The sequence below is a fragment of the Tolypothrix campylonemoides VB511288_2 genome (assembly GCF_045999855.1).
Taxonomy (GTDB): Bacteria; Cyanobacteriota; Cyanobacteriia; order Cyanobacteriales; family Nostocaceae; genus Scytonema; species Scytonema bouteillei_A.
In genome coordinates this window covers 248,826-271,259 of record NZ_JBFPMW010000013.1, presented here as the reverse complement: position 1 = coordinate 271,259, position 22,434 = coordinate 248,826, and the positions used below count along the sequence as shown (strand labels likewise).

Sequence of the window (22,434 nt, the reverse complement as noted above, 5' to 3'; positions counted from 1 at the left end):
TCTTCAAAATATCATTGAGGTTGCATAAGTTCTAAGAGGAAAGGATAAAGTATAAAAGATGAAGTATCGCGATCGTATAAATACGGCTTTAAGAAATAAAAGGGCTTCACACTTAATATTTTCCTAGAGAAATTCAGGGTCTGCATTTATTCAAGAGAGAAATACTCGCTTATAGATTAGGCGAGGACAAAAGTAACTATGCAAAGAAATCTAAAACCAGCTAAAATCCTGACAAATAACAAATGAACACAACAATTAAGACTGGGGGCACAACTAATATTTTTGAAAACCGCCGTTCTCTGGCTGCAAAAATCACAAGTACAGAGATAGATTTTCAATCTTTAGAATCTGTGATACACAACCTTGAAGAAAATCGCCAGCAGTGGTTAACATCGTCTCATGTTTCAAAGACCGTTCAAACTTTGCCAGATAACAACTTAGCAGAACTACAGCAAAGTATTAGGCATGAATTAGAAAAACTGCATAAAATTAAAGAACTTTATTGTCGAGAAACAATAAAAATAGGCGTTATCGGACGACCAAAACAAGGAAAAAGTCGATTATTACAAAGTTTAACAGGGTTAACAAGTGCTGAAATTCCAGATGGATACAGACAGCATTGTACGGGAGTTTATTGTAGTATCCACAACAACTTTTTGGAGGAAACTTATGCAGAAGTATATTTTTACTCCGAAAATTCGTTTCTTACAGAAGTTATTTATCCCTACTATGAAAAGTTGTCTTTAGGGCTCAAGCCCAAGACAATAGATGAATTTGCAGCCAAAACTCTACCTTTATTACCAAGCGTTTTTTCCTCAGAAGTAGACCAGGAAACTATGTATTTGCGCTTGGTAAGGTATCACATCAATGTAGAAAAGTACCGTCATCTCCTCGGACAACCTTCTCCCCGTCGCATTTCTAAAAATGAGATTCCAGAATATATCGCACAAGAAACAGCTTACGGACAGCAAAGCTTGTTTAACTACTTAGCTGTTAGAGAAGCAAAAATTTATTGTAAATTTCCCAACACTGATGTTGGAAAATTTGTCTTTGTGGATCTGCCCGGTCTTGGGAATACTGGTATTTGCAACGAGCATTCTCTTATCAAAAAATTAGTACAAGAAGTTGATGCTATTTTGTTTGTACGAATGCCAAAGTCAATGGGAGATATCTGGAAAGAGGTAGATATTAGTTTATATGAAAAAACACTTGCTGCAATAGCTGACTTACCATCTCATGTATGGTCTCTTATGGTAATCAATCGTACAGAAGCTCATTCACCCTATCGAGATAACTTAAAAACTTGTCAAGATTTAGTATTAGAAATTACCAATAAAAGTAGAAATATTTCTGAATACATAATAGCTAACTGTGCAAACAGCCAAGAAAGTTACAAACTTTTAGAACGTTCCCTAAATTCCATAGAGGAAAAAAATCTTGAATTAGGTTACAAAGACATCTTGTTGAGCCAGCAAAAATTAGCTATAGTGCAAAGCAAAGTTAATGCTGAGTTAGATAAAGTGGTAAAAGCTCTAGATTTAGCAACTCAAGATGCCCCGGAATCTGCATTATTTGAGATACAGTTCAAAGAAGTTGTAAGGGATTTGACCAATGGTCTTGAGAAGCTGCTTCAAGAACTGCGAAAAAACCGAGAGTCCATTGATTTGGAATTCAAAAAGCAAATTGAAACGGCTTTACAAGCGTATCGAAATGATACGGGAATTCCTTCAATTCAAGAAATAGAACACCTGTATAGTCTTGAAAAAAACTATCATGTGGTTTATGAGAAGTATTTACACGAGATTCGCGCTCGTTTATTACAACATCTTTTATTATTAGATGAAGGGTTAAAGCGATCGCTCAACAAAGTCAAATCACAAGTAGCAAAAGTACTTATTGACAAGGGACGTTTGGGGAGCTTGACACAAGAACGAGGAACTGAATTTCTTCATGCCGTTGCCACTCAAATACCACCCGAACTGATTCCTGGGGTACCAAGCCAGCTAAAATACGGATTTAAAACACTTGCTGAATATCAGCTTTCTTATCGAGGATTCATACAGCATCGCCTCCGTAAGTCCCTTGATGGGTTGACTCCGAATGAACCAGCAACACTCAAGCTCACAAAATCGACTTCCGCCGAACAAGTCCTCTTAAATCTCAAGATTGCTTGTGCTGAAACTCTCAGTAAATGTGAGAGTACTTTGAAGCAGTTGCTCAGCGAACCAAATCAAGCCGCTTATGCAATTGTAGAAGAGTTTTTTGACACCATCCTTCGCAGGACAAATATAGAACGTGAGTGGCGCATCTTTTTACAAGAAGACAGAGAACAAAGCCAACAAGAAATTCTCCAGGAAAGCGATCGTCTTTTGACATCACGCGATGTACTTGATTTAGCTCAACCCACAGCAGTTACAAATTAAATAAAGCAGCACCAGAAATGGTTATTGGTCTGTAGTTGAGATGCGCGTGCTTCTCAACTACAACGTCTTTTAGCCCAGCAATTAAACTTCTTTTTTAAAGATTTTATATTAAAACTTTCTCGCTGGCTTCTTCAAAGAAAAAATGACGAACTTAGGCGCATATTACTTGAAGAAATAGGATATTACCAATCTTCAGACAAAGTTTAATCTTTATTAACGTGCGCTCGTGTAAAAACTTCAATCGCATTAAAATGCCGAAAGCCCGATCTATAGTGACCGGGCTTGTAATAATGATAGTTGGGCTAAATGCCCTCGGCTAATTATAGGCTTAGACATAAGTGATTACTCTGATAATATCTACCACTGCCCATTCGGTAGTTCCGGAAAATTCTCTATCCAAAGTAGTAATTTCCGCAAGGAAGCCTAAAGCTGGGCAAAAAGCCCTTCCCAGTCGATCGCAGAAGGTCTCGATCCTTTGTTAATGATTTCAAACGCTTTCCCTTCAGCGTGAGGGTTTTGAATGCACTCCACACAGGCTGCAGCAACATCAATACGGCTGGTTTGCCCTGTTAATGTGTCTCCCGTTCCCAAAACAACACCATATTTGCCTGCTGTTGTTGCTTTTAACAGAGTATTGAGGTCATAAGAAGTATATGGTCCGTCGATCAAACGTCCGGGACGGATTATAGTATAGGGCAATCCAGAATTGATAATAGCTTCTTCACCTTGAAGCTTGGCATCCAATACACCAAAAGCATTGAGGACGCTGTAAGGAAATTGAGATTTGTGGAGAACCCCACAGGAAGACACGAAGACAAAACGTTTCAAATTGCGGGGTGCTGCTGCTACTAAATGGCTGACCCCTCGTGCATCTACTTGTAAGGGGCTATTTCTTGCCCTTGTTTCGCGATCGCTACTGTTAAGCAATAGCTGAGCCCACTCAATTAAGTTAGGTTTCGGCTCAAAATCCCATCTTTCCGAAGGAAAGGCAGTTGTTCCAGTACAGCAGATGATATAGGCAACATCCCGTACTGCTGTGGGGAGAGTACTTGGATCGCGTATGTCACCAATGGCAATGTCTACTTTGCGCTCAAACATTTTCTCCGCTTTTGTAGAATTGCGTGTCAAAACGCGAACTTTCAAGCCTTTCTCTAATAATTTGCCTACTGTTAACTGACCTACCCCACCCGTAGCGCCAGCAACCAGTACTAAATCTTCTGTCACGTTAAAAGAATTTTTAACTACATATAATATAGAGTCTATCGCAAATAACAATACCTTTGCCAATTCCTGAAAACTCTTGCAGACTGGAAGTCTGTGGCTGCACAAACGAAGCCCACCTACGTGGGCTAGAATCCTTATAGCCCTTGCCTGGTATTCCCTTTTGCCTCCTGCCTCCTGCCCTCTGCCTTTCTCGATAAAACAACTGATATACACAAGCTTTTACATGAACGCAACAAATCGGGCTGAAAAAATTGTCAGCATTATTGAAAAACGACGTCCCCTAGCCCAAAAAATTGAACGGGTGGAGGCTAATTTAAAATCTCTCGCCTCTGCACTTCGTTCTCTTGAAAACCATCGCAATGAATTGCTAGCACGAGTGGAAGACGCAAATGCGATCGGGCGTTTGAAAGAAATTGATTTGGGGAGGCTGCAACTCAGCATCACTATTGAATTAGAAGTCTTAAACAAGCTAAAAGTGCGTTTTTGCCGAGACACTCTCAACATAGGAGTTGTGGGACGAGCCAGACAAGGAAAAAGTCGCCTGCTACAAAGCTTAACAGGGCTGACGGCTGCTGAAATTCCCGATGGAGACAGGCAGCATTGTACGGGTGTCCGCAGCATCATTCATCATAATCCCAATGTAGAAACTTATGGTGAAGTCTGGTTTCACTCCGAGCGATCGTTTTTAGATGAGGTTATTGCTCCCTATTACGAAAAGCTATACTTGGGTGCAAAACCGATCGCAATTGCTGAATTTGCCGCTCATCCTCTACCTCCACTCCCTCACAATCTTCCCGGATATGCGGAACCGGGGGCGATGTACGAACATTTGAGCCGATACCATACCCATTTCGATAAGTACCGCCATCTTTTACAAGAACCTTCACCCCGCCTCATTTCTCGTAACGAAATTCGCGAGTATGTCGCTCAAGATACCCCTGATGGTCAAAGAGTTTTTTTCAACTATTTAGCAGTGCGGGAAGTAAAAATTGTTTGTCAGTTTCCTAACAAAGATGTCGGACAAATTGCCTTGGTCGATATGCCTGGATTGGGAGATACAGGTGTTGGGGATGAAGAACGACTGATGAAAACTTTGGGACAAGAAGTTGATGGTATCCTCTTTGTGCGAATGCCAAAGTCATCTGGTGACTACTGGGCCGATGTCGATGTGCGTTTGTACGATACAGCACGGGCTTCCCTCGTAGATTTACCTGTTGAGTTATGGTCTTTCATGATTCTCAATCGGACAACTGCTGAGTCAAAAAATGGGGATAATTACAACAACTGTCAGGATTTAGCAGATACATTAATGGAAAAACATCTGCAGGTGGTTCGTTGTTTGACTGCTAACTGTGCCAATATAGATGCAGCAAGTGAAGTGTTGGATGAAATACTCAATTATTTAGCCGATAAGATTACTTCATTAGATGAGCAATACGCCTCTTCCTCCCAAAACAGGTTAATGCAACTCCAAAATGGGGCGATCGCAGAATTAGAAAAAGCTCGCAAAGCTCTGGGTGAAGCAGTACAACAAGACAATTGGTTCCCCTTGTTCTTACAGCTTTTTGACGGTGTGTGGAACGATGTAACCAGTGGTTTGGAAAAACTGCTGAGACATCTCAAACAACAAAGAAACTCTCAAGACATTCATTTTAAACAGCAAGTAGAAGCAGCTGTTGAAGCTTGTCGTACAGACACTGCTATCCCTAGTTTAGAAGAGATTGAGAAAAGACGCGATCGCGTTGGTGGCTATCCCAACGCCTACTACGAATACTTAAACGAACTTCGCGCCTACCTGTCACAACATTTCTTAGCCCTAGATAGCGGATTGAAGCAATTGCTTTTTAAAGTTAAATCTCAAGTAGCAGAAGTTTTGATAGAGCGGGGACGATTGGGGGGACTGACAGAAACCAGAGGTTATGAATTTTTGAATGAAATCGCCAAAGAGTTACCCGAATCTTTACCAAAATTAAAGTTAGGATTTGAAATCCTTGCAGAATTTGATATTTCCTATCGTGGGCTCATCCAGCACCGCATCCGCAAACATTTAGATGGTTTGACACCAGACGAAACCTCACTGCAATTGTCAAAATCTCCCTCTGCAAAAGAAATCTTCACCAACCTGAAAACCTTGCATGCAGAAGCTTTATACAATTGTGAAACAGCTTTAGAAGATCTGTTATGCGAACCCAGCCTAGCAGCATTTGCCATAGTAGAAGAGTTTGTCGATCGCGTACTGCGTGCTGAGGGAGCAAAGACAGAATGGCGCATTTTTTTAGAAGAAATCAGAGCCATTGTTTGGCATGATGAATTTGAACAGCTTGGCGATCGCACTCGATTGCGCCGGGAGTGGCTTCACTCAGTAGACAAGGCGATGATAGCCCATCATATTTTGTAAGAAATCAGATACTCGACTTTTTTGAGAAGTTAGGTATCTTAATAGATTTTTTGCAATTTTTGCAATCACAATGTCAGGAAATATCAATGGACGAACTGAAAATCACAATGTTGGGACCGAGTGGCGTAGGTAAAACCACTCTTTTAACTGCTCTCTACGAACAATTTGAAAATACGATTGGTAAAACAGATTTACAACTAACACCTGACGAAGAAAGTTCGGCAATTTTGCAAGAACGTTTAATGGAACTCAAAAGTCTGCTGAATGATTTTGAACCAAGAGGAGGAGTCAGAGGAACAGAAGGAGAACCCGAACATCTTCGGTCTTTTGTGTTTGGTTTGGGAAAAAAAGGTAAAAAGCCCTCCTTAGAACTTCACTTTCAGGATTATCCAGGAGGTTACCATGCTGCCAAAGCCACTCCTGAAAAAAAGCAATTTGTTAAGAAAATGCTGACAGAATGTGTTGCCGTATTAATTGCTATAGATGCACCTGCTTTAATGGAACAAAAAGGAAAGTGGCACGAGCAAATTAATAGAGTGCAACAAATGACTGACTTATTTAAAATAGCTTATCAAGATTTAGAATCACCAAGATTGGTTATTTTTGCACCTGTAAAATGTGAGAAGTATTTAAAAGATGAAAAAACGGCGCAAGAGCTATTAATACGTATTAAAGAAGGATATGCAAAATTAATAGATTTGTTTAATGCATCAGCATTACTAACCAAAGTAGCAGTTGTTGTCACCCCCGTACAAACCGTGGGAAGCGTCGTTTTTTCGAGAGTAGAGATAGAGAGTAACATACCTCATTTTCTCTTTCGGAAAACCAGTCATGATGCAGCCTATAGCCCAACCGATAGCGAGCAACCTTTGCGGTATCTCTTGAGATTTTTATTAAAACTTCATTTAGATACTCGGAATTGGGGTTTGTTTAATTTTCTTCGCGATTTATTGGGCAGAGATTATTACCTGAAAGAAGCAATTCGTCAGTTTGCCAGTGAATGTAAAACTAACAATGGATTTGCCATTTTACAAGGAGAAGATTTATTAAAAGTTTAACGAACCAAACTAAAATCTAAAATGGTATAACTTATGAAGATTTACGTACAAAGTCGCGGTTTTTCACAAGACTATGATTACTGCTGGTTGCCAGAAGTACCACCTATTTTGAGACAATACCGAATTAGCGATGTTATTCAGAGTGAATCACCCTCTGTTGTTTTAGGGCGCTATGACAATAAATTGCTATTACTAGTGACCGGTCTTGAGGCTAGTGAAAGGGTAGATTTTCAGGGAAGGAGAATTCGTAATTCTGTAGCATGGGTTGGTGAAGATAGTGAAGCCAACGAGCAAAAGTTACGTGCGATCGCAGCTTATTCCTTACGCGGATTGTTGGATACCGACGTTGACAAAGCCGTACAATTTGGCGGTGAGTTTGGTTTTGAAGTTGCTTTTGATACCATCAGCCACTTAAAGATCGATGAAGTCAGGCATTTTGATGCCAAATTGGAAAGTAAAATTGGCAGAAATTCCGAGTATTTACGGAACGATATAGCTTATGAGATAGAAGAAAGGCGTTTGCCAAAAGGTAACGGCTTCAATAACATTCCCCTTGTGGTCGTTACTGGTATCAAATCGGCAAATGCTTTAAAACAAGCAAATGTTTGGCGTGGGTTATCTAATTTAGTACAGGGGGAGGGATGGCTTGAACCTTATAAAAAAAGTTACCCGTCAGAGCCAGCGCTTGCAAGCAGCAACCAAACGCCTCAAAAGAACAATTCGTTAGTTTTTACGCTCTTGTTAATAGCTGTCATTCCAGTTGCTATGATTCTATTTCTGTTTATCCGTTAGTGAATTCATCAAACTGCAAATAAGATAGAAAGTGTGGTTGTCTGTAACGTATGTAACGGTTTGGAGAATTGGCGATGAGTCAAGCGCTAAGGACAGGGGCAGATATGTCTTCACTTGTCTCTGAAGACTACAAATACTGGTATCAGCAGGGTAAGCAGCTCGACAAACAAGAACGTTATGAAGAAGCGATCGTGTATTACGATAAAGCTCTGGCAGCTAGCCCGGATAACTACTGGGTTTGGTATGACAGAGGCAGCGCTTTACGGGAATTAGGTCAGTACGTGGCGGCTATTGTCAGTTACGATCGAGCACTATCTATTCGTTCTGATGATTACTGGGGATGGTATAACCGGGGCTGTATTGCACTGGAGGATTTGGAATGGTTTGAGGATGCGATCGCAAATTTTGATAAGGCACTTGAAATCCGTCCCCGTGACTTCTGGGCATGGTTTCGTCGAGCCGAAGCCCTACGACATTTAGATCGCTTTGAAGAAGCAGTTTTCAATTACGAGAAAGCTTTGTCGAGACGTTCCAACGATTACTGGTCATGGTTGCGACGGGGGGATGCTTTGAGACATTTAAGTCGCTACGAAGAAGCACTTAAAAGTTATGATGAAGCACAATATTTTCGCCCTGATGAATTTTGGGTTTATTACAAGCAAGGAGATACTCTTAGATATCTAGGTAGGTATAAAGAAGCGCTTGAGAAATATCAAAAAGCAACAGAATTCAACTCAGATGATGAGTACTCCTTCTACAACACGGCTTGTTGTGCAGCCCGAGTAGGCAACGAAGCGTTAGCAATTGAAAGCCTAGAAACAGCTTTAAAAATCAATCCAAATTTTCAATTGTTTGTTAAAACTGACCCTGACTTGGAACTGCTCCAAGATAACAGACAGGTAGAAGATTTGCTAAGCAAAATAGCTGAGTGGAATACTTAACATTTTCCCCAGCATATCAACACTACTTGAGTTTTATGTAAAAATTATTTCATCCCCTGGATAAATCACAGGGGTTTTCACCCTCCCATTATGTTCTGATAGTTTAGTTTTTTTAAGTTGTTCTATTTACATTTGATAGCAATGCTCCAAACGGTTTAAATTTATCTGGATATTGGCTGGATACAATAGATTCGATGGCTCGTGTTAAAGTTACTGCATCATTAAACTCTTTAGATTCCTGTAGAGCCTCATAGAGTGAGTTGATCTCTTGTGGCAATGGGTTTGTAAAGACACGCAGTTCGGTAATATCTAATCTTCGGTTGAACTCATTTACAGTATGCCGCCATTGGTGTAAGAGCGAAAATAATTCTCTATCCTTACGCTCTGCAAAGACACCAGATGCGAGCGCTGTTTCAGTAACTGACACAATTAATCGCGGAAAAACTACCGGTCGTCCGGGCTTGTGTGAGTTTGAGTTAAATCGGTTATCAGATAGAATTGCCTCATTCGATCTGCACTCATTGAGTAAAGCACGCATAAACTCTACCCTCTTTTCGTAAGCTGTTGCCCATCGTTCGGCAAAAATTCCTGTGATTGTTGCTAATAATCCAAGAGCTGTTAGTAGTGGCTCAAAATTTTTTTCCCTAGTCCACCAGATCGTGGCTAGAATAAATCCAAGAAGTAAAGGGAAAAATGTAATCAAGGTTACTAATATTTTCATACTTGTATCATCTGCTATTTATACATATGCTCTTTTGAGAAATTTTTACCGCTTAGACCATATATCACTTGCTATTGGAGAACTGTTGTTGATTCTTGAAGAGTCAGGAGAAAGTAACATTAAAGCCATGCCAAATCCGTTTTTTAAACGAGGTTCTAAGGGTGTATGTAAGCTATCAACCACTATAAAGTTACTGTCTGATATACATTTATTAATGCCAGTTGAAGTATATTTACGAGTCAAAAGCAAACGAATCGTATCTCGAGCTTCAAAATTTATAACTGAGCGATCTGGCAGCATCACATCAATTTTATTTCCAGTTAAGTTGCGATACAGTATTTTTATCAGAATAGCTCTATCTGCCTCTATATAACCATCAAAGGAGACACTGTTTAGGTCAATATGTAAATCGGTATTTTGAAGTAATGCACTAGTGACAAATTCTCTAAAAGACTTAGCGCTCTCGTACTCTTTAGTTGCCTTTTGAGCAGCTTCTTCATTTAATTCTTCAGTTGTCGCTACTTCTATAAGAAATCTATCATCAGGTCGCATGATTTGAGAAAGAGTTTGTAGAAGCTCTGTATCTCGTTGAAAGTTTGCTAATGTATTGCCAAGTAATGAAAATATAATAGGAGTATCTTTTAGAATATCATCAAAGAGTTTCCGCAATTCACTGACATTTCTTTCAATTGAAAAGTCGATTTGAATGGGGAACACATGGTTTCCTTTTAATTTTGTTTCTTGGATTGCTTGTTGAACGCCCAGTCTCAACATTTCCGAACTCATATCAACGGGAAAGTAAATTAGGTCGGGGTTGGAATTAAGTAATAAACTTAAAATGCTTTTATCTTTTTCTCCCGTACCAACGCCCAAACTAACGTAATGATATTTCCGATCTCCTATTCTATTGGCATAGAGTTGAGACCATCGATATCTAAATGACTCTATACTCTCTTTCATGACAAGGTAAAATCTATCATGGCAAGCGTTATTCCAAGCTATTGTTGGACCTATCCCCCAGTACGAAAAACCAGATAAAATTTCTTTACCATCACCTGTTTCAGAAAATTCTCCTCTCAATTCCTGTGTCAGTTCTGCAAGCTTCTTTGACTGATCTTCTCCTATAAAACACAGAGTCCATCCCAAGCCCGGTTCATTGATGGAATTTTCTAATAGCTTCATGAAATTTAAAGATTCCATATTAAGCCTCAAATAGTCAACAATATGTACTTCGGTAATATACATTTTTATACTACCGTTATTACGATAAATCTTGTTGTTTGTTCAAACGGTACTTAATCTTTTCAGGTTTTGACTTTATCGTACTGAGTACTACACAAGTTTTGCCTTTTGTTCCTGCCCTGTACGCAGGTGCATCCCCCTGCATCCGGTGTTTGTCACAACAAGGGACAATAACTGTTGAGTTTCTTGCACTAGCAGTATTGTTATCGTACCCAGACCACATCAGAAAGAGGGAGGAAAGTAGCGGAAGCATGAGACAATAGGTAACGGCTCTTAGTCCTACTACACAAGGTCTATTCAGCCACTTGAATTAAAGTTTTTTGAATTTTCTCGGCTTTTCTAGCAATCCTTAATGGTTTAGAAAATAAAGAAACCCAGTATTTCCCAGATATCGGTTTTTTAAAGAACAGTATTTTTTCTCAGATAAAATGGTATTTACATACATATAAACTCTAAGTTTCTTGTAGCAAAAGCGTGTAGATTTTGTGGCAAAGCTATGACAAATTCAACAAGTTTATTCAAAAATCAGTAAACTCCTTGTAAAGCCGTCTATTATCTGACGCCAGTTCTTAAAGAAACGTGTTTTACTAGTGATGACGCTTAGATAAACAGAACCACATCGGAAGTTATGGAGATTTTGATTGTTGAAGATGAATTTGAGATTGCTCAATTGATCCAGCTTTATTTAGAAAAGGAAGGATTTTCTTGCCATCACTGTCGAGATGGAACGAGTGCAATTCAAGCGTTTCAAGAGCAAACACCCGACCTAATTATTTTAGATTTGATGATTCCACATTTGGACGGATTGGAGGTCTGTGCGCGTATTCGACAGCAGCCAATCTCTAAAGATCCCTACATCCTCATGCTGACAGCAAAGGGGGAAGAACACGATCGCGTTATCGGGCTATCGACAGGAGCTGATGACTATGTAGTCAAGCCCTTCAGCCCCAAGGAACTCGTAGCTCGCGTGCGAGCTCTGTTAAGACGGACACTACGTCATGGCAAACAAAGTCAAATTTACCGCAGTCAAAATTTTATAATTAATTTGGAGCAGCGTTTAGCTAGTCGAGTTCTAAATACCAATCAAACATCTCCCTTAGATCTTACAGCTTTGGAATTTGAACTACTTGGAACATTTATGAGTTATCCCGGTCGGGTTTGGAATCGAACTCAATTAATTGATAAACTTTGGGGTAGTGACTTTTATGGGGATGAACGGGTTGTTGATACTCATGTCGCACGACTCAGGAAAAAGATAGAACCCGATCCCGCCAATCCAACCTTTGTCAAAACTGTGATTGGAGTCGGTTATAAATTTGAAGACCCCCTTGTTCAAGACAAATTGTGACTAAACTGAGCTTGCGATATCGATTGCTATTTTCTCATATACTTGTGATGCTAGCTGGACTAAGTTCTTTAGTCATTGTTAGTAAGTTATTCTCATTCCATATTTTTGATTTGCACTTACAACGTCTTGAAGGGCGAGGGTTTGATATTGGTAAAATTCGCTACGAGCTAGTTGAGGAATTTCAAGAAACTTCAATGTGGGGAGCTTGGTGGTTATTTCTTACAAGTGTGACTGTTGCAAGTGGTATGAGTTACGTAATCGCCAAGCACATCCTCAAACCTCTTGTTGAGATGGAAAAAATTACCCACGAGTTAGGACAGGGAGAGCTGACAGCACGCGTACCTGAAACGGAAATTCCCGAGTTAAATCGCCTTGCTATTAGCTTTAATCGAATGGCGTCGCACCTTGAAGGTGTGGAACAGCGTCGTCGAGAACTTGTAGGAGACTTAACTCACGAACTGCGGACACCTCTGACAATCTTAGAAGGTTATTTGGAGGGTTTGGCAGATGGGACAATTGAACCTTCAGCAGAAGTGTTTCAAAGGTTAACTAGAGAAACAACTCGATTGCATCGGTTGGTTAACGATACGCAAGAACTTTCTAAAGCTGAAGCGGGGTATTTACCGATTCATCTTCAAGTTTTTGACATACATCCACTACTGCGCTCTCTCATTCAAAGATTCTCGGATCAGCTTTTAGAAGAAGGTCCAGAGTTGCGTTTGGAGTGTCCCCCCAATCCTCCCCTCGTCTGCGCCGATCCCGAACGAGTAGAACAGATTTTGGTCAACCTACTTGGCAATGCAGTACGCTACACCCTTCAAGGTTCTATTACAGTACGAGTTTGGAGCGAACCTTCCAAGTTATGGATTGCAGTCATCGATACAGGTCATGGCTTGAAAGCAGAAGATTTACCCTTTGTCTTTAATCGATTTTGGCGGTCGGAGCGATCGCGCATACGCCATCCTGCGGGGACTGGAATGGGTTTGGCTATCTCCCAACGTCTTGTTCAATTACAGCAAGGTGAGATTCAGGTAGAAAGCGAACTCAACAAGGGTACTACGTTTCGATTCTCTCTACCATTAGCATAAGACTTTTGTACTAATTTCCCACCAATTTATCTCGCAATTGCTTAATGCGATCGCGTAACTTTGCTGCTTCTTCAAACTCCAGTTTCTTTGCTGCTTCTTTCATTAATTCTTCTAACTGAGTAATGACCTGTGGAATTTCTTCTAACGGTAAATCATTTACGTTTTCTTCGATTGTTTCTAACTCAGTTGCATTCAACCGTCTTGAGACTTCCAAAAAAGATAAAATTGCATTTTTAGATTTTTTAACAATTGGTTTGGGTGTAATCCCGTGCTTTTCGTTGTAAGCGATTTGAATGCTTCGACGCCTCTCAGTTTCCGAAATAGCTTTACTCATGCTGTCGGTCAGATTATCAGCATATAAAATGGCTTGTCCTCGAATGTGACGTGCGGCTCTACCAATAGTTTGAATCAAAGAGCGCTCTGCACGCAAAAATCCTTCTTTGTCAGCATCCAAAATTGCCACAAGGGAAACTTCTGGTAAATCGAGACCTTCCCGCAGCAAGTTCACACCTACTAAGACATCAAAATTCCCATCACGCAAATCCTGCAAAATCTCAATTCGCTGAATTGAATTAATCTCTGAATGCAGATATCTAACTCGAACACCATTGTCTTCTAAATACTCAGTTAAATCTTCTGCCATGCGCTTGGTTAACGTTGTAATCAGCACTCGTTCGCTGCGGTCAATTCTATCTCTAATTTCACCTAACAAATCATCAATTTGTCCTTCTGTGGGACGCACGATGATTTCTGGGTCAATCACTCCCGTTGGTCTAATGATTTGTTCCGCCACATGAGACTCAGAAATCTCTAACTCCCAATCTCCTGGAGTTGCAGACACAAAAATACACTGGTCTACCTTTGTCCAAAATTCGTCCGCTTTCAACGGACGATTATCAGCAGCACTCGGAAGACGAAAGCCATGTTCGATTAACACTCGCTTTCGTGCTTGGTCGCCGTTATACATTCCCCTTATTTGGGGTACGGTGACGTGAGATTCGTCTATGACCAACAGCCAGTCTTTAGGAAAATAATCGATTAAACACTCCGGGGGTGCGCCTGCTTCTCGTCCTGCTAGGTGACGGGAATAGTTTTCTACACCATTGCAGTAACCGACTTCCCGTAACATCTCTAAGTCATAACGAGTACGCTGGTCTATACGTTGCGCTTCCAGTAATTTTCCGGCTTCCTCTAGTTGCGCTTTCTGCTCTTTGAGTTCTGCGGCGATCGCATCGCAAGCCGCGTCTAGCCTTTCTTCTGGGGTGACAAAGTGACGTGCGGGGTAAATATTCACTGCTTCCACACTCTTGAGAATTTCACCCGTAACCGGATCGACATAACGAATCGCGTCAATCTCATCACCAAAAAATTCGACACGAATGATTCGGTCTTCATAAGCCGGACCTATTTCTAAAACATCGCCCCGAACCCGAAAACGTCCGCGACCAATTTCTATATCGTTACGACCGTACTGAACTGATACTAAATCTTTCAGTATTTCCCGTTGGTCAACTTCCATACCCACTTGAAAAGGAATGGCAGCTTTTAAGTATTCTGAAGGCATCCCCAAACCGTAGATGCAGCTAATCGAAGCAACAACTATCACATCCCGACGTTCAAAGAGCGATCGCGTTGCAGAGTGACGCAACATATCAATTTCATCGTTAATTGAAGCTGTTTTTTCTATATAAGTGTCAGTGACGGGAATATAAGCTTCCGGTTGGTAGTAATCGTAATAGCTGATGAAATACTCAACTGCGTTATTGGGAAAGAATTCGCGCAACTCATTACACAGTTGTGCGGCTAGAGTTTTGTTGTGAGCTAGGACTAGGGTGGGCTTCCCCACTTTTTCGATGACAGATGCAACGGTAAAAGTTTTTCCTGTTCCCGTAGCACCTAAAAGAGTTTGATATCTGTTCCCGTCATTGAGACTCGTTACAAGTTGAGTGATAGCTTGTGGTTGATCGCCTGTTGGTTGAAAGGGAGCCTGAAGACAAAACTCTTTCATAAATAAATTTTAGATTGAAAATACCCCATCCTATAGTAGCGAATACAGTACACTTGTACGACAGGAACCGGAGGATATCCGGGAATGGAGAATCAATAATTCTCAGACAGTCGCAATGAAAAAAGTAAAGTACGGTTGACCATCCCCCCTCTTCAATATTGGTAGGTATTCCCCACCTGACTGAGTAGAAAGTTATCTCCCAATTACTTTTTCATCTTGTTAAATAAGTTTACATAAATTAAGAATTTATTTTAGTTATGTGTATCTTTAAAAATATTTGTACTCCTAGCAGGAGTATCAAGGCTACACTCGGAATGTTAAGGAAAAATTTGGAATTTCCCGAGTATTGTAAAATAAGTTAATAATTCCAGGTAACACAAGATAAATCTCTATCCGTCCTGGTCAAGCAGTCAGTTCAAAATATACTTCGCACCAAGCAAAAGGGGGAAACAACTGTGGAAGACAATAATCAAGCGCAGAATGGGAACACAGAGCAAGTTGAAAAGAATGGTGATAAACCAGTGCCATTAGAATCTCCAGGTACATTAGAGGTACGTAACACACTAGCAATTTCTGGTATTCGTCCCGTGAGTGCTAGTAATTTGCAAGTTGTAGAAACAAGAAATGTGATGGGCGTGCGTCCTATTGGCGCACATACATTTGATATTGTTGACACTCTCAACCTATCTGGAGTTCGTCCAATTGGCTCCAGCGAACTGGTTATCTCTCAAACTTATTCCGTTATGGGCAATCGTCCGGTAGCATCAAATGAAGTTGGCGATACTGAAACACTCATGGGTTTTCTTGATTAGACAAAGATAAGTAATATTACATATAATTTTCCAAACTCGGTTTTGCAAAGAACTGAGTTTTTTCATGAATTCTTGAATTCTAAAAATTGATCCCTGGCAATAGGCTAAATAACTCAACTTATACCAATTCCCTCAATCTTTGAGACTAATTCGATCCTCCAACCCCCTAAAAGCCCACCAATGTGGGTTTTGTTTGTATCACCCCAAAGTTCTATTCTTACAGGCTATTGCATCGCTCGGGGAATGCCCTTTTCAATTATGTTTTTCGATTTGTCTAATTATTTCTTAACAATTTACTATTTATAAAGGCAGGAATAGTAACGTATGCCTTTCTCCATCTTTTAGGTTAGACAACTAATGTATCTTGTGACGGAAGGCTTTAGGAAAAAGATTAAGTTAATTTGTAAGAGTAATAACAAAGAATTTCAAAGTTGGTAAGAAGCTTTGAAAGAAATAAGGAGGATAATATGAGTATAGAAGATCGCGCAAAAGCAACTGCTAAAAATATTGAAGGAAAAGCTCAAGAAGCGTTGGGAAATATTTCTGGAGACCCAGAAGACAAAGCTGAAGGTAAAGCAAAGCAAGCTGAAAGCGAAGTACGTCATGGTGTTGAAGACGTAAAAGACAACATCAAGAGAAAGATTGACTAGTAGTCTGTCCCATTAATTTAGCTGGGTAAGTGAACGCATTACCCACTCTCGTTCCCAGGTTCTATCTGGGAACGCAGTTGGCGAGGCTCAGCCTCGCGATATTAGGAGGCGGAGCCTCCCGAGCAGGCATTCCCAGGCTGAGCCTGGAAACGAGGTGATTCCAATTTTTTAAATGCATCGCCTTTAATAAACTGCTCAATAGAACAATTTTGAAAATTTTTTTTGGAGGCAAGAAAAATGGGTTGGCTTCAACAGAGCCGTAGAATCTTGGTAGCTTCCGTTTTGATTTTAATCTTGACAATTACCACTGCTTGTTCGGGTGGTGCTGTAGCCCAAGTTAATCGCACAAATCATCAGCCTACAGTGAGTCGAGATCTCGCCTATGGTGAATTAGAGCGAGGGAATACTGCAGGCGGAGAAAGTTTTGGTAATTGGGTTGTCCAAGCATCGAAGGGGCTCATTTCAGATGCTTACGTGCGTGACAACAATAAGCTTGGGGTCGTCATTTCCTCTCAAGTTCCTCCCAATGAAGTTCGTTCTTTAGCAAAATCTCTCGTTGAAGGTTTTCATCGGAACTTTCCAAAACAAGATTTAACAGTTCTTGTATTTGCACCAGATAAACAGCGAATTTTGACTGTTCAATACGATGTGCAAACAAATCAAATTCAATATAGCTAATGGCTAATTGCTAATAGCTAATAGTCAAGGATATCTACAATCAACCATTAGCCGTTAGCCATTAGCCATTAGCAATTAATAAGGAGATTTCACAATGACTAGCAGCGAACAATATAGAAGTCAAATCATGAAAGATTTGGCTCAAGGTGATTCTGAATCACTTGATGATACTTCAACCTCTTCAGGAACAGAGTACGAAAATTTTGACGATTTTGCTCAAAGGACAACAACAGACCAGAGACGTCAGTTGTTTGGTCGGTCTTTGCATCCAGACCGAATTCCTACCAATCAAATGGAACCTGAATTGCAAAAGGCAATTTCTCAAATTAAACCTAACGAACGTGATGACGTAGCCCGCGCCTTTTTCAAGCACTTCAAACAAAGAGGGCTAGATGAAAAACATCTGGAACAGCAACTCGGTCTTTCGACTCACCATGCAGGTCGCATGAGTGCTGATGACGTGAGCAAACTAGCATCCTTTGCATATCACAACCATCCCGATGTTTTCCGCGAAGTCCTGGCAGAGCAGCCAGGTATTATGAGATTTTTGAGCAACCCTGTTGTGGGAGCTATTTTGGGGCTGGCTGCAGCTAAATGGTTGGGCGGTCACCACCGTTAAAGGTAGTTTGCTGGGTTATATAAGGTGGGTAATGCCCACCTTTTTTATTATTTATTTAAAGAATAAATTTGGCATTTCTGATGCTTTGAGTAGAGCTTCTTAAGAAACAAAACTTAATTTATCTGGTCTATCACAATCATAAGCTGTTAAATACCAGTAGACTCTGAAGCCTTTATACTAGTAAAAAAAAATACTTTACAGATGATAGTATTAATGCAATAGTGTTGTTAAATTTACAAAAACTTTATATAACCAACAAGTGATATTAGTTGTATAATTTCGCTATTATTAGACTTTTAGTAGTATGCGAGCTCTAGTTAAATAACCGGAGTGATTAATTTTAGATTAAGACAATTGAAAAATATTTGACTTTTTCTAGCGATCGAGTAGTATCAAATTCATTCCACTTAATAAGTATTACTGAAAGCACTGCTAGCACCTTAAAAGCGAAAGCAAGCGGGACACTTCGACCCTCTTATCAGTCTTTTAGTCGTTATTCGTCAAGGGATACAACAGGTTGTTTAATTGCCTGTTGTAGAAGATGCTGTACGCAGTTGTTGTAAGGTGCTAAAAATCTCACTGCCAGGTAAATCTACCATCAACCTTTACCTAAATTTACGGGAGTGAGTTTCAATGAGTCAATTTCAAGTTAGAAAAAAGTTACGCAAGGCTTGTTCTAAGGCGAGATATACTATCTTAGCAACATTTGGCATTGAACAAGACCGTGATAATCAAGGTAGTTCAAAACCAAGCATACGCAAAGCTAGTCTAAAAACATTGACATTGTTGAGTATTGGTACACCACTGAGTCTAGGATTAGTAAGTGCTGCTAATGCGGCTGTTGTTAGTAACGGCACTATACAACTAGGTATTAATCCACAAGGACATATCATTGATTCACCTACTCAAATTGGTATAAATTTCTTACCAACTGGTAACGATGGAATTTCTCCTGGATGTGCTTGTGAAGGCTGGGGTATAGCAGATGCGGTTAGTGGTGTCAGTGGTTACGCCAGCATTGACCTTGGTGGAATCAGTAATATTAATGTAGTGGATTTTATTACTGATGGTATTAGAGCCACTTCTGTTGTGAATGTCGGTAGTACTTTTAAAGTTACGCACGACTATGCACCTGTAGCAGAAACAGCCTTTTTGTATAAAGCTGCTGTTACTATTGAGAACATTGGAACAAAGGCTGTTGGAGATTTGCGCTACCGCCGAGTTATGGATTGGGACATTCAGCCAACTGCTTTTAGCGAATTTTCAACTGTAAAGACAAGCGGTGCAACAAATGTCCTCTTTACTAGTGACAATGGATTCGCTAACCCAAATCCATTAAGTGGACCTAGCCAAATTTTATTTACAGGGGAGGCTGTTGATTCTGGTCCCACAGACCATGGGGCTTTATTTGATTTTGGTTTTGGTGAACTAGCTGCCGGAGCAAGCCGTACATTCAATATCTTCTATGGAGCAGCTCCGAACGAAGCGCAAGCCTTAGCCGCACTAGCAGCCGTTGGTGCGGATCGAGTCTACTCATTAGGGCAAGCAAATGTGCCAGGTGGTGCTAGTACTGGTGAACCAAACACCTTTGCATTCGGCTTCGCAGGAGTAGGCGAGCCTCCCAAAGAGGAAGTTCCCGAGCCTCTAACTATACTGGGTTCGTTGGCAGCTGGTAGTATTGGTGTTGCTTTACGCCGCAAGTACCAGCAGCAAAAAGATAACGCAAAAGCATAAGTTGAAAATCTAATACCAATTCTCTAAATGAAAGCAACACATAATTATTAATCGCCGTTAAGCGTAATTATTAGTCTATTTTCATCTGTTGCCCTATTTTAGCGAATTGGTATAACTGCCAAGCAGTTAGGTTTCTTCTAGTTCCCAGGTTCCACCTGAGAATGGTTTTCGTGAATCTCTACCTCTGATTAATCATTCTCCATCTTTGCTAGGGGATGAGAAAGTTAAAAAATTGCTGCTACATCTAGATGAAAACAATTCCTTTGACCTCAGTTCAACAACTAAAATACCCTCAATTATGGTTACTAGGAATAGGAGCATGTTTAATTATAATTCACTTAACTGTAACTTGGAAAGCGGATAATTCTAATCTGTTAAGTAGCTGTATTTTATACTGGATATCCATATCTTCTCTCATCTGGGACAAACACCATACGTTAAATCTAGAAAGTGGAATTTTTTCTAGTTTTTTTAGTCTAGTATTGATTTGCCTGGTACTTTTAAAAAGTGCAACTTTAACAAGTTTTGGTTTGTTCTTATATTTTACACCTTTAATTATTGCCTTCAGTCTTGCTCTCTTAGCTTCCGGCTTTAAAGGATTAAAGCAATATAAAGGAGAATTAATTGCTTTATTTTTTCTAGGTGCATTCAAAATAGTTCCTTCATCGCTGATTGGTACTCTATCTTCTCTCACCGCCAAGTTTGCAGCTTTCATGCTTTGGTATACAGGTTCTCAAGTTGCTCTCTCTGGAGTCATCATTTATCTCCCTACTGGAAGTGTAGAAGTTTTGTCTGGTTGTTCTGGAATAGAACAAATTTTCCAGATGCTGGGCTTATCATTACTTTTTCTGTTAATGTTTCCTCAAAATGGGAAGCAAAAAATCATTACACCTATAGTAGCTGCCTCCCTTGGATTTATTGTGAATGGGATACGGGTTGTCCTGATGGCTATCCTAGTGGCGAAAAACCAACAAGAAGCATTTAAATACTGGCATGAAGGAGATGGTTCTCTAGTTTTTTACATGATTGCTGTCGTGCTTTTCGGGTTATTTTGCTGGTTTTTAATTGGACGAGGTGAATCAAAAACTCAAAACGCTACAGGGGTGAAACAGTGATTATCTGGAAACAACTCCGCACTCCGCTTTTAGCTCTAACTTTTAGTAGCGTTTTACTAGTTATGGTAAAAGTCATCCTGCTTCCTATACCGGAAAAGAAAACACTTACCTCCTTTGTTTTTCCAGAAAAAGTACCCTTACCGCAATGGCAATTGAGCAAAAGTCGCTCTTTTCCAAATTCAAAAAAATCTCATCTTGAACTCAAGGCTCAAAAGTATTATCAATATATTCAAAATAATTTACCTCTAGACATTGAAATGAGTTATGTGACAGAGGGAAATGTCCCTGTGTTTCTTAAGAATTTTACTTCTATCTCATCCTCTGCTGTTTTACGTCAGCAAGAAGGGATAGGGTATTACGGTCTTGGGGTTAACCAGAATCGAGCATACTTGAGTGCTTGTATTAACCCATATGGTAATAGTACCTTTACTGAGGAACAATTTAATCAAAATAGATTTCATTATGAAATGCGACCTCAACATATACTTTCTTGGCTGATAGGTCAGAGACAATTACAACATAAGCGCTGTCTTTGGGCGCATTTATCAATTCCATTAAATAATTCTTCTCCTGAAGCTGCTTACGAAGTTTTAGAGAATGTTTGGTTTTCTTGGTATCAATGGTGGCGACCACGCTTTACTCAAGTGTTATTAGATAAATAAGTATATAAAATGACAAATACATCCTAAATTGAAAAGCTTAAAATATAAGTACTGGTAAGTTATAAAGTCTTCCAATTCTAAATCTCTTAGGTTCCTTAACTGTTGTTTATTTTTCTGTTTCATTTGGCTAGGAAAATGACTAAATCAAATAGTGACAAATCTGTTTCTGCTATTCAAGAATTACAACACTTTGCTTTCAGTCAGCAAGGCTCCATGACTATTTTGAGGATGCTTGGCTACGGTTTATTAGTTTTGGCATTGTTTGATATCATTGAAATACTTATTCCACCCAATTTTCTAAATCCAGGATGGGAATTTCAAACTATAGGTACATTGGTTGAGCGAGTTCCTGTTTCTTTAATTGGATTTGTATTGGTATTTTTTGGAGAGTTGCATTCAAGAACGAAGTTAGAAATTTCTATTCTAAAGACATTATCTTGGCTGACTTTATTGTTGGGAGTAATATTTATCCTATTCATTCCTTTAGGAATCATTAATACTGTTCGTCTCAATAACCAAAGTGTTTCTCAGATTACAACTGCATCCAATCAGCAAATTTCTCGTGCAGAAGATTTAGAAAAACAGCTGAATCAGGTCACGCCTGACCAAATTGACAAATTTCTTAAGATTCAAGGTCGTTCTTTAGATAATAAAAAACCTGAAGAAGTGAAAAAACAATTGTTGTCACAAGTATCTCAAGCCAAGCAACAAATAAAGAATCAAGCACAATCGGTTCAATCTCTTCGAGGTCTAAATTTGATTAAGTCTTCTGCTAAATGGAATCTTGGAGCTTTGGTTGCTGCAGTTTTATTTATCAATATTTGGAAAGGGACTGGTTGGGCGAGGAGGTAAAATCGCGTCTAGGAGGCGGAGGGAGCCTCTTAAGGCATTCCCAGGCAGAGCCTGGGAACGAAATGACTA

At 39.9% G+C, this 22,434-nt stretch carries 19 protein-coding genes; 15 read left to right on the top strand and 4 right to left on the bottom strand.

All coding sequences use genetic code 11. The annotated features are described in order from the left end of the window. Positions 1 to 242: 242 nt before the first annotated feature. A complete protein-coding gene (locus tag AB0756_RS31420; protein ID WP_038082549.1) occupies positions 243 to 2,423 on the top strand; it encodes a hypothetical protein in 2,181 nt (726 codons plus the stop codon). A gap of 423 nt (positions 2,424 to 2,846) precedes the next feature. Here AB0756_RS31420 and AB0756_RS31415 read toward each other — a convergent pair whose 3' ends face one another. Further along, a complete protein-coding gene (locus tag AB0756_RS31415; RefSeq protein ID WP_137986595.1) occupies positions 2,847 to 3,647 on the bottom strand; it encodes an SDR family oxidoreductase in 801 nt (266 codons plus the stop codon). Positions 3,648 to 3,870: 223 nt separating this feature from the next. On the opposite strand from AB0756_RS31415, the gene AB0756_RS31410 reads away from it, so the two are divergent. The 4 genes from AB0756_RS31410 to AB0756_RS31395 all read left to right on the top strand — a co-directional run bounded on the left by AB0756_RS31410 (position 3,871) and on the right by AB0756_RS31395 (position 8,836). After that, complete coding sequence (locus tag AB0756_RS31410) at positions 3,871 to 6,045, top strand: BAR domain-containing protein (protein ID WP_038082550.1); 2,175 nt, start codon at positions 3,871 to 3,873, stop codon at positions 6,043 to 6,045. 86 nt (positions 6,046 to 6,131) lie between these two features. Beyond that, on the top strand, positions 6,132 to 7,103 hold the full coding sequence (locus AB0756_RS31405; protein WP_038082551.1) for a TRAFAC clade GTPase domain-containing protein: 972 nt from the start codon (positions 6,132 to 6,134) through the stop codon (positions 7,101 to 7,103). A 33-nt stretch (positions 7,104 to 7,136) separates the two neighbouring features. Next, on the top strand, positions 7,137 to 7,895 hold the full coding sequence (locus AB0756_RS31400; RefSeq protein WP_038082552.1) for a hypothetical protein: 759 nt from the start codon (positions 7,137 to 7,139) through the stop codon (positions 7,893 to 7,895). A 74-nt stretch (positions 7,896 to 7,969) separates the two neighbouring features. Next, positions 7,970 to 8,836, top strand: coding sequence for a tetratricopeptide repeat protein (locus AB0756_RS31395; protein ID WP_038082553.1), 867 nt, complete (start codon positions 7,970 to 7,972; stop codon positions 8,834 to 8,836). A 112-nt stretch (positions 8,837 to 8,948) separates the two neighbouring features. Here AB0756_RS31395 and AB0756_RS31390 read toward each other — a convergent pair whose 3' ends face one another. Both AB0756_RS31390 and AB0756_RS31385 read right to left on the bottom strand, forming a co-directional pair. After that, positions 8,949 to 9,557 carry a hypothetical protein gene (locus AB0756_RS31390; protein ID WP_038082554.1) on the bottom strand — a complete coding sequence of 203 codons (609 nt, stop codon included), beginning with the start codon at positions 9,555 to 9,557 and terminating at the stop codon, positions 8,949 to 8,951. A 45-nt stretch (positions 9,558 to 9,602) separates the two neighbouring features. Further along, the gene (locus AB0756_RS31385) at positions 9,603 to 10,802 is read right to left on the bottom strand and encodes an L-histidine N(alpha)-methyltransferase (RefSeq protein ID WP_038082555.1); all 1,200 of its coding nucleotides are present in this window, start codon (positions 10,800 to 10,802) and stop codon (positions 9,603 to 9,605) included. A 625-nt stretch (positions 10,803 to 11,427) separates the two neighbouring features. Between AB0756_RS31385 and AB0756_RS31380 the strand changes: the two genes are divergently transcribed. Further along, entirely contained in the window at positions 11,428 to 12,147 is a 720-nt protein-coding gene (locus tag AB0756_RS31380) for a response regulator (protein WP_038082556.1), read from the top strand. Between the two features lie 47 nt (positions 12,148 to 12,194). Then, positions 12,195 to 13,235 (top strand): sensor histidine kinase, encoded by a 1,041-nt coding sequence (locus tag AB0756_RS31375; protein WP_038082557.1) that lies wholly within the window; start codon positions 12,195 to 12,197, stop codon positions 13,233 to 13,235. Between the two features lie 10 nt (positions 13,236 to 13,245). On the opposite strand, the gene uvrB is transcribed toward AB0756_RS31375, so the two are convergent. Then, positions 13,246 to 15,243 carry an excinuclease ABC subunit UvrB gene (gene uvrB / locus AB0756_RS31370; RefSeq protein WP_038082558.1) on the bottom strand — a complete coding sequence of 666 codons (1,998 nt, stop codon included), beginning with the start codon at positions 15,241 to 15,243 and terminating at the stop codon, positions 13,246 to 13,248. A 455-nt stretch (positions 15,244 to 15,698) separates the two neighbouring features. Between uvrB and AB0756_RS31365 the strand changes: the two genes are divergently transcribed. The 8 genes from AB0756_RS31365 (at position 15,699) to hpsJ-A (ending at position 22,365) form a co-directional block, all read left to right on the top strand. Further along, positions 15,699 to 16,055 (top strand): hypothetical protein, encoded by a 357-nt coding sequence (locus tag AB0756_RS31365; protein ID WP_038082559.1) that lies wholly within the window; start codon positions 15,699 to 15,701, stop codon positions 16,053 to 16,055. A 467-nt stretch (positions 16,056 to 16,522) separates the two neighbouring features. Continuing rightward, positions 16,523 to 16,705: a CsbD family protein gene (locus tag AB0756_RS31360; protein ID WP_038082560.1), complete on the top strand. Its 183-nt coding sequence runs from the start codon at positions 16,523 to 16,525 to the stop codon at positions 16,703 to 16,705. A 237-nt stretch (positions 16,706 to 16,942) separates the two neighbouring features. Then, positions 16,943 to 17,383, top strand: a complete 441-nt coding sequence (locus AB0756_RS31355; RefSeq protein ID WP_038082561.1) for a hypothetical protein — start codon at positions 16,943 to 16,945, stop codon at positions 17,381 to 17,383. A 94-nt stretch (positions 17,384 to 17,477) separates the two neighbouring features. Next, complete coding sequence (locus AB0756_RS31350; protein ID WP_038082562.1) at positions 17,478 to 18,002, top strand: hypothetical protein; 525 nt, start codon at positions 17,478 to 17,480, stop codon at positions 18,000 to 18,002. A gap of 633 nt (positions 18,003 to 18,635) precedes the next feature. Beyond that, the gene (locus tag AB0756_RS31345; protein WP_050046804.1) at positions 18,636 to 19,736 is read left to right on the top strand and encodes a PEP-CTERM sorting domain-containing protein; all 1,101 of its coding nucleotides are present in this window, start codon (positions 18,636 to 18,638) and stop codon (positions 19,734 to 19,736) included. 248 nt (positions 19,737 to 19,984) lie between these two features. Further along, positions 19,985 to 20,851, top strand: coding sequence for a cyanoexosortase A (gene crtA, locus AB0756_RS31340; RefSeq protein ID WP_038082563.1), 867 nt, complete (start codon positions 19,985 to 19,987; stop codon positions 20,849 to 20,851). Then, complete coding sequence (locus AB0756_RS31335) at positions 20,848 to 21,513, top strand: cyanoexosortase A system-associated protein (protein ID WP_038082564.1); 666 nt, start codon at positions 20,848 to 20,850, stop codon at positions 21,511 to 21,513. Before crtA ends, AB0756_RS31335 begins: the two co-directional genes overlap by 4 nt. Before the next feature lie 135 nt (positions 21,514 to 21,648). Then, the gene (gene hpsJ-A / locus AB0756_RS31330) at positions 21,649 to 22,365 is read left to right on the top strand and encodes an HpsJ-like protein, cyanoexosortase A-associated (protein WP_038082565.1); all 717 of its coding nucleotides are present in this window, start codon (positions 21,649 to 21,651) and stop codon (positions 22,363 to 22,365) included. The last annotated feature ends 69 nt before the right edge of the window (positions 22,366 to 22,434 follow it).

Bases quoted from the DNA above. Each gene is read 5' to 3' on its own strand.
- AB0756_RS31420 (WP_038082549.1), top strand. From the start codon at position 243: ATGAACACAACAATTAAGACTGGGGGCACAACTAATATTTTTGAAAAC.
- AB0756_RS31410 (WP_038082550.1), top strand. From the start codon at position 3,871: ATGAACGCAACAAATCGGGCTGAAAAAATTGTCAGCATTATTGAAAAA.
- AB0756_RS31405 (WP_038082551.1), top strand. From the start codon at position 6,132: ATGGACGAACTGAAAATCACAATGTTGGGACCGAGTGGCGTAGGTAAA.
- AB0756_RS31400 (WP_038082552.1), top strand. From the start codon at position 7,137: ATGAAGATTTACGTACAAAGTCGCGGTTTTTCACAAGACTATGATTAC.
- AB0756_RS31395 (WP_038082553.1), top strand. From the start codon at position 7,970: ATGAGTCAAGCGCTAAGGACAGGGGCAGATATGTCTTCACTTGTCTCT.
- AB0756_RS31390 (WP_038082554.1), bottom strand. From the start codon at position 9,557: ATGAAAATATTAGTAACCTTGATTACATTTTTCCCTTTACTTCTTGGA.
- AB0756_RS31385 (WP_038082555.1), bottom strand. From the start codon at position 10,802: ATGTATATTACCGAAGTACATATTGTTGACTATTTGAGGCTTAATATG.
- AB0756_RS31380 (WP_038082556.1), top strand. From the start codon at position 11,428: ATGGAGATTTTGATTGTTGAAGATGAATTTGAGATTGCTCAATTGATC.
- AB0756_RS31375 (WP_038082557.1), top strand. From the start codon at position 12,195: ATGCTAGCTGGACTAAGTTCTTTAGTCATTGTTAGTAAGTTATTCTCA.
- uvrB (WP_038082558.1), bottom strand. From the start codon at position 15,243: ATGAAAGAGTTTTGTCTTCAGGCTCCCTTTCAACCAACAGGCGATCAA.
- AB0756_RS31360 (WP_038082560.1), top strand. From the start codon at position 16,523: ATGAGTATAGAAGATCGCGCAAAAGCAACTGCTAAAAATATTGAAGGA.
- AB0756_RS31355 (WP_038082561.1), top strand. From the start codon at position 16,943: ATGGGTTGGCTTCAACAGAGCCGTAGAATCTTGGTAGCTTCCGTTTTG.
- AB0756_RS31350 (WP_038082562.1), top strand. From the start codon at position 17,478: ATGACTAGCAGCGAACAATATAGAAGTCAAATCATGAAAGATTTGGCT.
- AB0756_RS31345 (WP_050046804.1), top strand. From the start codon at position 18,636: ATGAGTCAATTTCAAGTTAGAAAAAAGTTACGCAAGGCTTGTTCTAAG.
- crtA (WP_038082563.1), top strand. From the start codon at position 19,985: ATGAAAACAATTCCTTTGACCTCAGTTCAACAACTAAAATACCCTCAA.
- hpsJ-A (WP_038082565.1), top strand. From the start codon at position 21,649: ATGACTAAATCAAATAGTGACAAATCTGTTTCTGCTATTCAAGAATTA.